This is a genomic window from Xylophilus sp. GOD-11R, assembly GCF_033546935.1.
Taxonomy (GTDB): domain Bacteria; phylum Pseudomonadota; class Gammaproteobacteria; order Burkholderiales; family Burkholderiaceae_C; genus Xylophilus.
Map to the genome: position 1 here is coordinate 189,834 of NZ_CP137854.1, position 13,131 is coordinate 202,964.

Consider the following 13,131-nt stretch of genomic DNA (forward strand, 5'->3'; position numbering starts at 1 on the left):
GCGTCCCGCCAGGGACGGACGCGCGACACGGCCCGGGGCGGATCATAAGGATGCGGCCTGTCCAGCGTGCGACGCCGCCGCCCCGCAGCTCCCTCCTCTCGGGCCCGCGTCCATCGCGACCCCGGTCCGGTCCTTCTTTCTTCCAGGTAGCCACCCATGTCCGAAGACACCCACGCGGCCGAAGCGCCCGAACCGATGAGCCCCGACGACTTCGACGCGCTGGACGACATCCTCGACGACATTCGCGAGCGCCAGCCCGACACCCCGAGCTGGGAAGTCTGCGACGGCTTCCTGGCGGCGGTGGTCTGCTGCCGCCGGCCGCTGGGCCTCGACGAAGTGCTGACCGAGCTCCTGGGCGAAGGCGCTGCGCCGCCGGCGCCGGGCGCACCGCTGGCCGACAGCGATGCCAGCGTGTTCTCCGGCCCGATCCAGCAGCAGCGCTTCATGGAGCTGTGGCAGCGCCGCGCCGACGAGATCGCCTGGGCGCTCGATCATCCGGTCGACAGCCTGGAGGACGAGGCCAGCTTCCAGCCCGAGGTGCTCGACATGGTCGGCGCCATCGCCGCGATGCCCGAAGAAGAACGCGCCGAGATCGACCCGGCCGACGTTCCCGCCATCGCCCAGGCATGGGCCATGGGCTTCATCGCCGCTGTAGAAGTGTGGGCCGACGAGTGGGTGCCGCCGCGCGACAAGGAGGCCGCCGGCATCCTGGAAGACACGCTCGACTGCATCTCCCAGCTGACCGAGCCGGACACCGGTCCGCTGGAGATCCCGATGTTCGCCGAGGACAGCCCACCGAGCATCAGCCGCGACCGGCTCGATGCCTACGGCGAGGCGATCTGGGCGGTGTATGACCTGCGCAAGTTTTGGAAGAGCTACGGCCCGCGCGTCGCCTCGGTGCGCAAGGAAGCCGAACCCGGCCGCAATGACCCCTGCCCCTGCGGCAGCGGCAAGAAATACAAGAAGTGCCACGGCGCCTGAAGTTCTCGCAGCAGCAGCGCGACGGTGAGCCGGCGGCCCCGCCGGGCGCCAGCCCGGTGCCGCGCGTGCGGGTGCTGCGTCTGGCCGACGTGCTGCCCATCGTCATGCTCGGCCTGACGGCAGCGGCGTGGGTGGCGGCCGGCTGGCACGAGCAGTCGCTGGCCGCGCGTGACGCGCAGAAGCTCGCCGAGCGCACGGTGGAGGCCGCCAACGAACGGGTACAGCGGCATTTCGACCTGGCCATGGGCCTGGGCGGGCTGCTGCGGGTGGGCGAGGGCCTGTCGCGCCGCGAGTTCCACGATCAGTACGAAACCCAGGAAATCGCCACCCGTTTTCCGGCGGTGGTGGCGCTGCAATACGCCCCGCTGGTGCCCGCGCAGGACCGCGCGCGTTTCGAGGCCTCGGTGCGCGCCGACCGCAGCATGGTCGCGGGCGGCTATCCGAACTTCGCGATCCATCCCGATGGCGACCGGGCGAGCTTCATGCCCATCCTCTACAACGAACCCGACGGCCTCAACCAGCGCGCTTTCGGTTTCGACGCCAGCTCCGCGCCGCCGCTGCGCGAGGTGCAGGAGCGTGCCCGCGACAGCGGCCGGCCGGAGCTCTCGGGCCTGACCGCGCTGGTGCAGGGCGGCCGCGCGGTGCTGCTGCGTTATGCCGTCTACCAGCGGGGCAGCAGCGCCCGCACGGTCGAAGAGCGGCGCGGCAACTACCGGGGCCAGCTCGGCATGGTGCTCGACATGCCGAGCATGATGGCCGGCCTGCTGGAGCCCGGCGAGCAGCACTGGCGGGTACGCATCGAGGACGTGGGCCGTGCCGACGAACCCGGCGAATCCGACCTGTTGTTCCACAGTGCCCCGCCGGGCGAAATCTACGAGCGCACCGCACCGCCGCTGGTGCGTGACCTGCTGGTGGGCGGCCGCGCCTGGCGTTTCACCTTCGAGCGCGACGCCGGCCTGCCCTGGCTCGGCGCGGTGCCGCTGGCGGTGGCCACCGGCGGCATCGCGCTGTCGCTGCTGCTGGTGGTGGTGGCGCGGGGCTTTCGCCGCAACTACGAAACCGTGGCGCAGCGCGAACGCCGCAGCCGGCACGACGCGCTGCACGACTACCTCACCGGTCTGCCCAATCGCGGCTTCTTCGAGCAGACGTTGCAACGGGCGCTGGAGCGCGCGGCCGAGCGGCACGAGCGGGTGGCGCTGCTGTTCATCGACCTCGATCACTTCAAGCGCATCAACGACGCGCACGGCCACGCGGTGGGCGATGCGGTGCTGCGCAACGTGGCCGAGCGGCTGCAGAACACCTTGCGGGGCGGCGACACCGTGGCGCGCCTCGGCGGCGACGAATTCGTCGTGCTGCTGCCGCAGGTGCGCGACGGCACCTGGCAGCTCACCGCCCAGCGGGTGCACGACGCGATGTCGCACCCGATCTCCGACGGCGAGCTGCAGCTGTGGATCACCTTGAGCATCGGCGTGGCGGTGTTCCCCGACGATGCCGGCGACGCCGCCACGCTGATGCGGCGGGCCGACGGCGCGATGTACCGCGCGAAGCGGGCGGCGCTCGACACCTAGCGTCAGGGAGGCGGCTTTTTCTAATAGTTCCGTTTTATGGTTCGGAAGGCGGGCTTGCGCCCTGCCGGTTTTCCCGTGGGCTGTACGTTATGTCAATCCGTTCGAACCGCAGCCACCTTTTCCCGGGTGCGCGTCGGTGCCTGATGGCAATCGCACGAATGAGGAGGGGACCGGCCTGAAGAAAACTCCGAGGCCACGGCTGACGAGCCGGTAGCGCGCGTCGTGCCCGAACCTATCGAACAGACGCGTCAGGTGCGGACGATGGCAAATTGATCGACGCAGCTTTGGCCGCATCCGTCCGATGGGATCTACGTGCAGGATACTTTCGCCCGCATGAGCATGCGACGATAAACGTTTCTACCCGTTGGAATGCTGGTCCGAGCGGGTCGGGATTGGATGGTTCAGCTACTTGCGGGCACGCGAAAAATACCGCGGCTTAACCACGGGCTTGTTTGAGAACGAATTTGTCGGCGTCGAGCCATTGCGCCCACCAGGCCCAAACCGGCTAGCAACATGGCGTATGTTTCTGGCTCGGGGACTGCGGCTAGCGCCTGCACCGTGCCAAGCCCGCTGATTTGTGTAGTGAATGGTCCGGTGCTATAGGGGCGATTGCCCGTGTTGACGAAAATATAGTTAACTCCTTGTGTCAAACTGATGGTAAAACCAGATTCTCGGCTGTTACCGTCCAAATCGTCGTTTCCTGCCATGTAATTAACTAGAGGCAAATCTGGTCGAAAAGAATTTTGGTATAAGAAAGTGTAATTATCGTAGTCGGCTTTCGAAAGAAAAGCGTAAGTGCCTGAAGTACTGACGGAAAATTCAAACGTGGCATACGCGACTTCCGTAGGTACAGGGTCGGCTACACCTGTAAGGTAGGGGCGCACGAATGTCGGCTTTCCTGTCGTGTCGCCGCTAAATTGATAATCTGCTGCATTGGCCGCCAAGCCAAAAGCCCCCAATGCCGCAGCTAAAACCACGTGTAGGCCGAATTTTGCAATATGAACCATTTTCATCCTTGATTTGATTTGGCCGCCAAGTTTCGACGGCATTGATAAATATCAATCAATGAATATCCAAACGCAATGGCTCCGAGGAATCAAACGATCGAATTTACAATTTGATGGGGTGACGCGATATGAAAGCGATTCGAAGCCAATTCGAATTTCAGATCCAAAAGTTAATGTTCACTACCCAATCGAAGGTATACGCGCCAATATGTCGTTTCTTATCTTGCGAATCACCCGCGGCGGTTGCAAGGCCAGCACGAAGTCATAGAGCCTGCGGGGCTGAAGAAACTCTCGGTGCAGGTGCCTGCTCCGCGCATGGGATTCAGGACTAAGGCCGACGTTTGCCACGCACGAGGCGCGCAGGCTGTGAGTATTTCAGCCGCGAGCCAGGCCGACACCCGGCGGATTACCGCTCAGAGATCGAGCGCCAGGAACTCCCGCGAACGCGACACGCAGGCCATGAGGTGGGTATGCCTGTCGGACGCGCCGAGCACGTGGTCGCGGTGCTCGGGCTTGCCTTCGAGCCAGCGCACCTTGCAGGTTCCGCAGGTGCCGTTCTCGCAGACCGAATCGATCTCCACGCCGTTCTCGCGCAGCGCCTGCAGGATGGTCTGGTCGGGCGCCACGTTGAAGGTCTTGCCACTGGCGCGGGCCTCGACGACGAAGGCGGCGTCGCCGTCGAGCGCGGTCACCGGCGTGAACGACTCCAGGTGCACCCGGTCGGCCGGCCAGTGCGTGGCGGCCTGCTGCACCGCCCGCATGAACGGGTCCGATCCGCAGATGTAGACATGGCGATCATCGCCCGGCTCGGCCAGCAGGGCGGCGAAGTCGGGGCGACTGTCGCGGGTGTGCAGCACGCGCACCGGTGCCCGGCGGGCGAGGGCGGCGACCTCGTCGGCGAAGGGCAGCGATGCCTCGTCGCGCACGCACACCACCAGCTCGAAAGCCTGGCCGCGGTGCAGCAGATCGGCGGCCATCGACAGCATGGGCGTGATGCCGATGCCGCCCGCCACCAGCAGGTGCCGGCCCTGCGGCGCCAGCGGGAACAGGTTGCGCGGCCGGTGCAGCTTGAGCATCTTGCCGACCGACAGCTTGCGGTGCACCAGCAGCGATCCGCCCCGCCCGGCGTCCTCGCGCGCCACGCCGATGCGCCAGTGCGAACGCTGCTGCGGCGCGCTGGCGATGGAGTAGTAGCGGGTGATGCGGCCGGGCATCACGATGCCGATGTGCGCGCCGGCGGTGAAGGCGGGCAACTCGCTGCCGTCGAGCGCCACGAGCGTGTAGGAGCGTACGGTGTCGGACTCCTGCCGCACCGCGTCGACGCGGACGTAGAGCGGCGCATTGGACGCAGCCGGGGCGATGGCGGTGGCGTTGGCGATGTGGGGCGCGTTCACAGGCGGTTCGTGTAGCTGTCGTTGAGCAGCATCTGCACGTCCTTCACGCTGCCGTCGCCGATGCGGCTGCCGGTGTGGGCGACGAACATCTCGGCGGCGGTGGGGATCACGTCCAGGTCCGGCCAGCCCATCGGGTTCCAAATGCTCGAGCGCATGGCCGCCTTGGCGCAATGCAGAAAGCATTCCTCCACCCGGATGCCAATGCCCAGCGCCGGCGGCTTGCCGTTGATCATCTCGCTGCCGGCCAGCACGGCCGGATCCTCGGTGATGAACACCCGGCCGTTGAGCCGCAGCGTCTCCTCGTAGCCGGGAATCAGGAACAGCATGCCGATATACGGATTGGCGACCAGGTTGGCCAGCGTGTCGGCGCGGCGGTTGCCGGTGGCCTCGGGAATCAGCAGGTGCCTGTCGTCCAGCACCCGGATGAAGCCGGGGTCGCCACCTCGCGGCGAGGCGTCGCAGAAGCCTTCCGGGCTGGCCGAGGCCACTAGCGCATAGGGCGAGTTCTCGATGAAGCGGCGCACGTGCACGTCCATGTGGTCGAGCACCTTGATCATGCTGATCGCATCGGGCGCCGGCGCGGGCAGGATCTCGCGCAAGCGGGCGAGGGTATCGACGGTGCGGCCGAAGGGGTGCGTCGTGGTCATGGTCGATGGGCAGGAAAACTCGAATGGATTCACTGTATACATTGAATCCGGTAAATGCAAGGCCACCGTATACTCGCGGCCACCGTACCGGGAAGCCCATGCAAGTCGACGAACTCACCAGCACGCTGCGCCAGGGCATCCGCGAGGGCCTGCTGCAGCCCGGCCAGGCGCTGGTGCAGGAAGAACTGGCCAAGCGTTTCAACGTCAGCCGCATTCCGGTGCGCGACGCACTGCTCACGCTGGCCGCCGAAGGCCTGGTGCGCAACCGGCCCGGCGGCGGGCTGGCGGTGAGCCAGCTGGAGGCGCACGAGGTCGAGGAGCTCTACGACCTGCGCCTGGTGCTGGAGCCGTCGCTGGCCGAACACGTGATCCACAACGCCAGCCCGCGTGCCATCCGCGAATGGCGCGCGCTGGCGGCACGGCTGCGCGACATCGACGTCGCCAGCGCGCAATGGGTGGAGCAGAACTACCGCTTCCACCTGGCGATGTACGAGGCCGCCGGGCGCGATCACACGGTGCGGCTGATCCGCTCGCTGCTCGACCTCACCGCGCCGTATTCGCGCCTGTTCATCGTCTCGCTGCACCAGGGCGACGGCGTACACGACGAACACGACGCGATGGTCGACGCCATCGAGGCCGGCGATGTGGAACGGCTGCGCGCGACCATCGTGGCCCACTTGCGCTTTACCCGCGAGTCGGTGGCGAGCTTCCTGCGCGAGCGCGAAACCCGATCGCCCACCCGCATGCTCTGACGACGAAGCGGCCGCCATGAACCTGCGTTATCTCGAAGCCTTTCTCTGGGTCGCCAAGCTCGGCAGCTTCAAGGCGGCGGCCGAGAAGATGCACACCACGCAGGCCGGGCTGTCGAGCCGCATCGCCAGTCTGGAAGAGCATTTCTGCGTGCGCCTGTTCGACCGCGGCCACCGCTCGGTGGTGCTGACCTCGCACGGCACCGAGCTCATTGCCTATGCCGAGCGCATGCTCGAACTGCACGCCCAGGCGGTCACCGCCATCGGCCGCCCCGAGGCCTTCACCGGCATGCTGCGGGTCGGCGTGATCGAGACGGTGGCTCACACCTGGCTGCCGAGCCTGCTGCAGAACTTCTCGCTGCAGTACCCCAAGGCGACGCTGGAGATCAGCTCCGACATCACACCGCGCCTGCGCGACGACCTGCTCAAGGGTGCGCTCGACTGCGCCATCCTGTCCGAGGAGATCACGCCGGGCTTCATCGAGAACCACCGCATCAGCAACTTCGCGATGCGCTGGGTCGCGAGCCCCGCGCTGGCACTGAAGTTCCCGGCGCGGGCCTTCCTGTCGTTCGCCGACCTGGCCGAGTTCCCCATCATTTCCTTCCACCGCGACTCGGGCGTGTACCGCAACATCGCGATCAACGCCGCCGGCCTGCCGCAGCTGCGGGTGAGCTATTTTTCCTCGCTCGGCGCCATGGTGGATCTCACCCGATCCGGCTTCGGCAGCTCGGTGCTGCCGGTGGCCGTCATCCAGCAGGATCTGGCGCAGGGCCGGCTGGTGCTGCTCGACGTGGAGCAGCCGCCGGCGTCGCTGCCGCTGATCGCCAGCACCCGGCTGAACCCCCACACGCCGCTGGCCGATGCGCTGGTGCGCATGGCGCGCGCGGCCTGCGACGAGTTCGTGCGCCAGGGGCGCGACGACATCGTCGCGCCCTTCTGAGCCCGCCCGCGCGGCCCTGGTTTGGGGCGGCGTTCCCGATCGCGGGGCGCCAATGCGCGCCAAGCCCGTGCACAACTTTTTCTTGCGCAAAACCGCAGAAATTTCCCGTTTGACCCTGTGTGACCGCGCGATGAACACTGCGCGCCATGTCACAGATTGCAAGCAAACCGCACCGCGAATTCTTCGCCCTGGGCCTGCACGACGCCGCCACCCGCTGGCAGCCGGTGGCCTGCAGCGCCGGAACGATCGAGGAAATCATCCTGTCCGACAACCTCGATCCGGTCACCGGCACCGGCTCGCGTACGCGGGTCGCCCGCTGGTCGCCCGGCGCGCTCATCGACCGGCCGGTGGTGCACGACTTCCACGAGGAAGTGTTTCTCTTCGAGGGTGACCTGGTCGTCGGTTGCGACGCCGCAGGCGAGGGCGGCGAGCGCTTCGTGGCGCACACCTTCGCCTGCCGCCCGCCGGGCGCGCTGCACGGGCCGTTCGTCTCGCCAGGCGGCTGCCTGATGTTCGAAATCCAGTACTACGCCTGACCCGGTCCGGCGACTTTCGATTCTTCCTCCACACCACGGAAACCCCATGAAACTCTTCCGCTCGCTCGTCTGCCTGGCCGCCGCATCGGCCTTCGTCGCCGGCTCTGCCACCGCCCAGGTGCCGGCAGGCCCCAAGGTGGTGGTGCAGGCCATCACCCAGGTCGCGCCCAACATGCCGCAGTACACCAAGGTCGACCAGCCGATCCTGCGCGACGGCCTGGGCAAGGCCAGCAACGGCCGCATCGAGGTGGTGCTGGCGTCGTATCCGGAACGCAACGTCAATGGCCCCGAAGTGCTGCGCCTGGTGCGCTCCGGCCAGGTCGACATCGCCGCCGCCTCGCTCACCACCGTCTCGGGCGACGTGCCCATGCTCGACGGCATGGACCTGTCGGGCATGAACTCCGACATCCGCCAGGCCCGCAAGGTCGCCGATGCCATGGTGCCGACGGCCAACAAGGAGCTGGAGCGCCTGGGCATCAAGCTGGTCGCCACCTATCCCTTCTCCGGCGCCATGCTGTTCTGCCGCAAGCCGGTGGCCAGCATCGCCGACCTCAAGGGCCTGAAGATCCGCACCAACGGCCCGTCGGCCTCCGACCTGATGAAGAGCTTCGGCGCCCAGCCGGTGTCGCTGGCCTTCGGCGAGGTCTACACCGCGCTGGAGCGCGGCACGGTCGACTGCGGCTTCACCGGCTCGGGTTCGGGCAACGGCGTGAAGTGGCCGGAGGTCACCACCCACCTGTTCACCCTGCCGATGTCCTGGTCGACGGCGGCCTATTTCGTCAACCTGTCGTGGTGGAACAAGCTCGACCCGGCGGTGCGTGGCCAGCTCGAGAAGACCTTCGCCGAGATCCAGGAAGCACAGTGGAAACTGGGCCAGGAAGCCACGGTCGACGGCGTGGCCTGCAACGTCGGCAAGGCCGACGGCTGCAAGCTGCACAGCCTGGTGAGCAAGCGCCCGATGATCCAGGCCGACGCCTCGGCCGCCGACATCGCCACCATGCGCAAGGACGTCACCGACGCCGTGCTGCCGGGCTGGGTGAAGCGTTGCGGCGAGCGCTGCGGCACCACCTACAACGAGGTGATCGCCCCGATCACCGGCATCCAGTACGTCGCCAAGTAAACATGTACCGCATCCTCGAATGGGTGAGCGCCAAGGCGATGACCATCGCCGGCTGGTGCTACCTGGCGATCACGCTGCTGATCTGCTTCGACATCTTCGCGCGCCGCCTGCTGGGCTTCTCCACCGAAGCCACGGCCGAGGTCACCGGCTACCTGATGGCCATCGGCATGAGCTGGGGCCTGGCCGGCACCCTGTTCGAGCGCGGTCATGTGCGCATCGACGTGCTGGTGCAGAAGATGCCGCTGCACGTGCGGGTCTGGCTGCACCTGGCCTCGCTGCTGGCGCTGCTGGTGACCGCCGGGTTCTTCGCCTGGGGCGCGTTCTCGCTGGCCAAGGACTCGATGGACTTCAACGCCACCGACCTGTCGGCGCTGCACACGCCGCTGGTGCTGCCGCAGGGCCTGTGGGCCGCCGGCCTCGCGCTGCTGCTGCTGGCGGTCGTGGCGATGACGCTGCGCGCGGTGCGCCAGCTCGCCGGCGGTGACGCCGACGCCATGGACCGCATGCTGATGGCCCGCACCTACGTCGACGAAGCCGCCGAAACCCTGGAAGCCGTCGCCGAAGCCCAGCAGGGCATGCAGCTTCCACCCCACGCCAGCCCGGCATCCGGAGCCTCCCGATGATCGCCATCGTCTTCATCGTCTTCGTCGGCCTGCTGGTCGGCGGAGCCTCGCTGTTCGGCGCGCACGAACACGCCGCCGCCATCGCCTCGTCGACCGTGCCCTGGTGGGGCCTGGTCGCGGTGCTGGTCTGCTTCATCGGCTTCTTCGCCGGCGGCATCTACGTGGGCGGCGCGCTCGCCATGCTGTCGCTGCTGGCGGGCTTCGGCCTGTCGGATCGCCCGTTCTGGAACTTCATCGGCGAGATGATCTGGGGCCCGTCGACCAACTTCGTGCTGGTGTCGGTGCCGCTCTTCCTGCTGATGGGCGAGGTGATGTTGCGCGCGGGCCTGTCCGAGCGGCTGTACCGCGCGCTCAACGTCTGGATGGGCCGGCTGCCCGGCGGCCTGCTGCACACCAACATCGTGGCCTGCGGCGTGTTCTCGGCCGTGGCCGGCTCCAGCGTGGCGACGGCCGCCACCATGGGCTCGGTCGCGCTGCCCTACTTCGAGAAGAGCCACTATCCGCCCAGGCTGGTGCTGGGTTCGCTGGCCGCCGGCGGTGCGCTCGGCAACCTGATCCCGCCGGGCATCACCTTCATCATCTACGGCCTGATCACCGAAACCTCGGTGGGCGCGCTGTACCTGGCGGCGGTCGGCCCGAGCATCCTGGTGGTGGCGATGTTCACCGCGGTCATCCTCTACTACAGCTACAAGCTCAAGCTGCACGGCGATGCGGCCTCGAAGGCCATCACCTGGAAGCACCGGCTGGCGAGCCTGTCGGACCTGGTGCCGACCGCGCTGCTGATCGCGCTGGTGCTGGGCACCATCTACGCCGGCTGGGCCACGCCCACCGAATCGGCCGCGCTCGGCGTGGCCGGCAGCCTGGTGCTGGCGCTGGTGGACCGCAAGCTCAGCTGGAAGATGCTGCAGGAGTCGATGCGCTCCACCGCGCGCACCACGTCGATGATCGCGTTGATCCTCTTCGGCGCGTACTTCCTCAACTACATCCTGTCCTCGCTCGGCATTCCGCAGATGCTGGCCAAGTTCCTGACCGGGCTGCCGTTCCCGGGCTGGGTGATCATGCTGGTCATCATCGGTTTCTACCTGGCGCTGGGCACCTTCATGGAGGGCATGTCGATGGTGATCACCACCATCCCGCTGCTGTTTCCGGTGGTCACCGCGCTGGGCTACGACCCGGTATGGTTCGGGGTGGTCATCACCATGCTGGTGGAGATCGCGGTCATCAGCCCGCCCGACGGCACCGTGCTCTACGTGCTGCAGGGCATGCGGCGCCAGCCCGGGCCGATCACCGACGTCTTCAGCGGCGTGCTGCCCTTCATGTTCGTCTACATGCTGGCGATCATCGTGCTGATGGTGTTCCCCGCCATCGCGCTGTGGCTGCCCGGCTACCTGATGTGATTTGTCAGGCCATCAGCCTGTGAACCCGAAAAGAGATCCATGTCCCCGACCCTGCAATTCACCTGCGAGACCGTGGCGGAAGACGGCGGCATCGCGCGCCGCGAGCTGGCCGTCACGCCGCGCCGCCTCATCATCGCCGGCTGGACCGGCCGCGACGCCGCCGCCATCGAGCACCACATCGAGGAGCTGGAAGCCCTGGGCGTGCCGCGCCCCTCCAGCGTGCCGCTGTACTACCGTGTCGGCGCCGCGCTGCTGACGCAGCAGGCCAGCGTCGAGGCGCTCGGCCCGCAGAGCTCCGGCGAGGCCGAGCCCACGCTGTTCTTCGCCGAGGGCGAGTGGTGGCTGACGGTGGCGTCCGACCACACCGACCGTCAGGTCGAAACCTACTCGGTGGCCGTCTCCAAGCAGATGTGCGCCAAGCCGATCGCCGCCACCGCCTGGCGCTGGTCCGACGTCGCCGGCTACCAGGACGAGCTGCGCCTGAGCTCGCGCATCCTCGAAGACGGCGCCTGGGTCGACTACCAGCGCGGCAGCCTCGCCTCGATCCGCCCGCTGGTCGGCCTGCGCGACGGCATTTATGCCGCCGTGCCGGAGCACGACGGCAGCTTCATGACCTGCGGCACCCTGGGCGCGCTGCCCAACGCGCGCGGCGAAGGCATCCGCCCGGCCACCGAGATGGAGATCGAGCTCCACGACCCGCGCCGGGGGCGCAGCATCGTGCACCGCTACAGCGTCGACGTCCTGGAGGTGGTGGCATGAGCGGCCTGGTTCGCAACAGCATCGCCAAGCTGCGTCAAGACATTGCCGGCGGCGCCGCCACCCACGAATCGGTGGTGCAGGCCTCGCTCGATGGCGCGGCTGCGCCGGTCGCCGCCAGCGTCTTCACCCGGCTCTATCCGGATGCCGCCCTGGCCGCAGCACGCCACGCCGACGCCGCCTCGGCCGCCGGTGTGCAGCTGGCCGCGCTCGCCGGCCTGCCGGTGAGCATCAAGGACCTGTACGACGTCGCCGGCGAGGCCACCGCGTCCGGCTCGGTGATCTGCGCGAACGACGCGCCGGCCGCCGCCGACGCGCCGGTCGTCGAGCGGCTGCGCCGCGCGGGCGCGGCCATCGTCGGCAAGACCAACATGACCGAGTTCGCCTTCTCCGGCGTCGGCATCAATCCGCACCACGGCACGCCGCGCAACCCGAGCGACGCGTCGGTCGCGCGCATTCCGGGCGGATCGTCCTCGGGCGCGGCGGTGTCGGTGGCGCTCGGCCTGGCCGTCGCCGGACTGGGTTCGGACACCGGCGGTTCCATCCGCATCCCGGCCGCGCTCTGCGGCCTGGTCGGCTTCAAGAGCACCCAGTCGCGCACCACGCTCGCCGGCACCTTCCCGCTGTCGGGCACGCTCGACACCGTCTGTTCCATGGCCCACGGCGTGGCCGACTGCATCGCCGTCGACGCGGTCATCGCCGACAGCCCGCTGGCCGTGCGCCCGCGGGACATCAGGGGCATGCGTTTCGCCGTGCCCCGCACCCTGGTGTTCGACGGCGTGGAGCCGGCCGTCGCGGCCGCGTTCGACCGCGCCATCGCCACGTTGAACGAGGCGGGCGCCACCATCGTCGACCTGCCCTTGGCCGAGTTCGCCGAGATCGCGGCCATCGGCTCGCCCGTAGGCCTGTCGGCCATCGAAGGCGCGGCCATCCACGCCGAGCGCCTGGCGACCCAGTCCGACCGCATGGATCCGCGCGTGGCGGCCCGCATGAAGACCGGCCTGCCGGTAGCGGCCAGCGCCTACCTGGCGATGCTGCGCGCCCGCCAGCAATGGATTGCGCGGGTGGAGCGGCAACTCACCGGTTTCGACGCCTTCCTCTGCCCGACCGTGCCGTTGGTGGCGCAGCCAACCGAGGCTTTGCTGGCATCGGACGCGGAGTTTTTCCGCGTCAACGGGCTGATGCTGCGCAACCCCTCGGTGGTGAACTTCCTGGATGGCTGCTCGTTCAGCCTGCCCTGCCAAGCGGCGGGGGAGTTGCCGGTGGGGCTGATGGTGTCGTCGGTGCGTGGGGATGATGCGGCACTGGCGGGGGTGGCGCTGGCGGTGGAGGGGGCGATAGCAGCGAGCGCTCGATAGGCGCGAGCGCTCGATGGCCCGAAGGTCCACGGACAGCCGGCGCCGCAGGGCGCCA

The 13,131-nt window shown here is 68.0% G+C and carries 12 protein-coding genes and 2 pseudogenes; 10 read left to right on the forward strand and 4 right to left on the reverse strand.

The window, feature by feature from the left end:
- The first annotated feature begins 156 nt into the window (after positions 1-156).
- Entirely contained in the window at positions 157-981 is an 825-nt protein-coding gene (locus R9X41_RS00895) for a YecA/YgfB family protein (protein ID WP_318633028.1), read from the forward strand.
- Positions 966-2,549 carry a diguanylate cyclase domain-containing protein gene (locus R9X41_RS00900; protein ID WP_318633029.1) on the forward strand — a complete coding sequence of 528 codons (1,584 nt, stop codon included), beginning with the start codon at positions 966-968 and terminating at the stop codon, positions 2,547-2,549. Before R9X41_RS00895 ends, R9X41_RS00900 begins: the two co-directional genes overlap by 16 nt.
- A 401-nt stretch (positions 2,550-2,950) precedes the next feature.
- Here the strand turns inward: R9X41_RS00900 and R9X41_RS23645 are convergent.
- The 4 genes and pseudogenes from R9X41_RS23645 to R9X41_RS00915 form a co-directional block, all read right to left on the reverse strand.
- Positions 2,951-3,100 (reverse strand): annotated as a pseudogene (locus R9X41_RS23645) (PEP-CTERM sorting domain-containing protein); the annotation flags it as partial.
- A pseudogene (locus tag R9X41_RS00905) lies at positions 3,077-3,598 on the reverse strand (hypothetical protein); the annotation flags it as partial. The pseudogenes R9X41_RS00905 and R9X41_RS23645, both read right to left, overlap by 24 nt.
- Before the next feature lie 371 nt (positions 3,599-3,969).
- A complete protein-coding gene (locus R9X41_RS00910; protein ID WP_318633031.1) occupies positions 3,970-4,950 on the reverse strand; it encodes a PDR/VanB family oxidoreductase in 981 nt (326 codons plus the stop codon).
- A complete protein-coding gene (locus tag R9X41_RS00915) occupies positions 4,947-5,597 on the reverse strand; it encodes an MSMEG_1061 family FMN-dependent PPOX-type flavoprotein (RefSeq protein WP_318633032.1) in 651 nt (216 codons plus the stop codon). The genes R9X41_RS00910 and R9X41_RS00915 overlap by 4 nt, the downstream gene beginning before the upstream one ends.
- Before the next feature lie 98 nt (positions 5,598-5,695).
- Between R9X41_RS00915 and R9X41_RS00920 the strand changes: the two genes are divergently transcribed.
- From R9X41_RS00920 to R9X41_RS00955, 8 genes are all read left to right on the forward strand, one after another.
- Positions 5,696-6,349 (forward strand): GntR family transcriptional regulator, encoded by a 654-nt coding sequence (locus R9X41_RS00920; protein WP_318633033.1) that lies wholly within the window; start codon positions 5,696-5,698, stop codon positions 6,347-6,349.
- Positions 6,350-6,365: 16 nt separating this feature from the next.
- A complete protein-coding gene (locus R9X41_RS00925) occupies positions 6,366-7,286 on the forward strand; it encodes a LysR family transcriptional regulator (RefSeq protein ID WP_318633034.1) in 921 nt (306 codons plus the stop codon).
- Positions 7,287-7,432: 146 nt separating this feature from the next.
- Complete coding sequence (locus tag R9X41_RS00930; protein ID WP_318633035.1) at positions 7,433-7,822, forward strand: cupin; 390 nt, start codon at positions 7,433-7,435, stop codon at positions 7,820-7,822.
- A 46-nt stretch (positions 7,823-7,868) separates the two neighbouring features.
- The gene (locus R9X41_RS00935; RefSeq protein ID WP_318633036.1) at positions 7,869-8,942 is read left to right on the forward strand and encodes a TRAP transporter substrate-binding protein; all 1,074 of its coding nucleotides are present in this window, start codon (positions 7,869-7,871) and stop codon (positions 8,940-8,942) included.
- A gap of 2 nt (positions 8,943-8,944) precedes the next feature.
- Entirely contained in the window at positions 8,945-9,565 is a 621-nt protein-coding gene (locus tag R9X41_RS00940) for a TRAP transporter small permease subunit (RefSeq protein ID WP_318633037.1), read from the forward strand.
- The gene (locus R9X41_RS00945; RefSeq protein ID WP_318633038.1) at positions 9,562-10,962 is read left to right on the forward strand and encodes a TRAP transporter large permease; all 1,401 of its coding nucleotides are present in this window, start codon (positions 9,562-9,564) and stop codon (positions 10,960-10,962) included. Before R9X41_RS00940 ends, R9X41_RS00945 begins: the two co-directional genes overlap by 4 nt.
- Before the next feature lie 39 nt (positions 10,963-11,001).
- Positions 11,002-11,721 (forward strand): DUF2848 domain-containing protein, encoded by a 720-nt coding sequence (locus tag R9X41_RS00950; protein WP_318633039.1) that lies wholly within the window; start codon positions 11,002-11,004, stop codon positions 11,719-11,721.
- Positions 11,718-13,076 (forward strand): amidase, encoded by a 1,359-nt coding sequence (locus tag R9X41_RS00955; RefSeq protein WP_318633040.1) that lies wholly within the window; start codon positions 11,718-11,720, stop codon positions 13,074-13,076. Before R9X41_RS00950 ends, R9X41_RS00955 begins: the two co-directional genes overlap by 4 nt.
- Positions 13,077-13,131: the final 55 nt, after the last annotated feature.

What these genes read in the sequence shown, in the direction of transcription:
- R9X41_RS00950 (WP_318633039.1), top strand. Translation starts at nt 11,002, where the DNA reads ATGTCCCCGACCCTGCAATTCACCTGCGAGACCGTGGCGGAAGACGGC.
- R9X41_RS00925 (WP_318633034.1), top strand. Translation starts at nt 6,366, where the DNA reads ATGAACCTGCGTTATCTCGAAGCCTTTCTCTGGGTCGCCAAGCTCGGC.
- R9X41_RS00895 (WP_318633028.1), top strand. Translation starts at nt 157, where the DNA reads ATGTCCGAAGACACCCACGCGGCCGAAGCGCCCGAACCGATGAGCCCC.
- R9X41_RS00915 (WP_318633032.1), bottom strand. Translation starts at nt 5,597, where the DNA reads ATGACCACGACGCACCCCTTCGGCCGCACCGTCGATACCCTCGCCCGC.
- R9X41_RS00945 (WP_318633038.1), top strand. Translation starts at nt 9,562, where the DNA reads ATGATCGCCATCGTCTTCATCGTCTTCGTCGGCCTGCTGGTCGGCGGA.
- R9X41_RS00920 (WP_318633033.1), top strand. Translation starts at nt 5,696, where the DNA reads ATGCAAGTCGACGAACTCACCAGCACGCTGCGCCAGGGCATCCGCGAG.
- R9X41_RS00935 (WP_318633036.1), top strand. Translation starts at nt 7,869, where the DNA reads ATGAAACTCTTCCGCTCGCTCGTCTGCCTGGCCGCCGCATCGGCCTTC.
- R9X41_RS00940 (WP_318633037.1), top strand. Translation starts at nt 8,945, where the DNA reads ATGTACCGCATCCTCGAATGGGTGAGCGCCAAGGCGATGACCATCGCC.
- R9X41_RS00955 (WP_318633040.1), top strand. Translation starts at nt 11,718, where the DNA reads ATGAGCGGCCTGGTTCGCAACAGCATCGCCAAGCTGCGTCAAGACATT.
- R9X41_RS00930 (WP_318633035.1), top strand. Translation starts at nt 7,433, where the DNA reads ATGTCACAGATTGCAAGCAAACCGCACCGCGAATTCTTCGCCCTGGGC.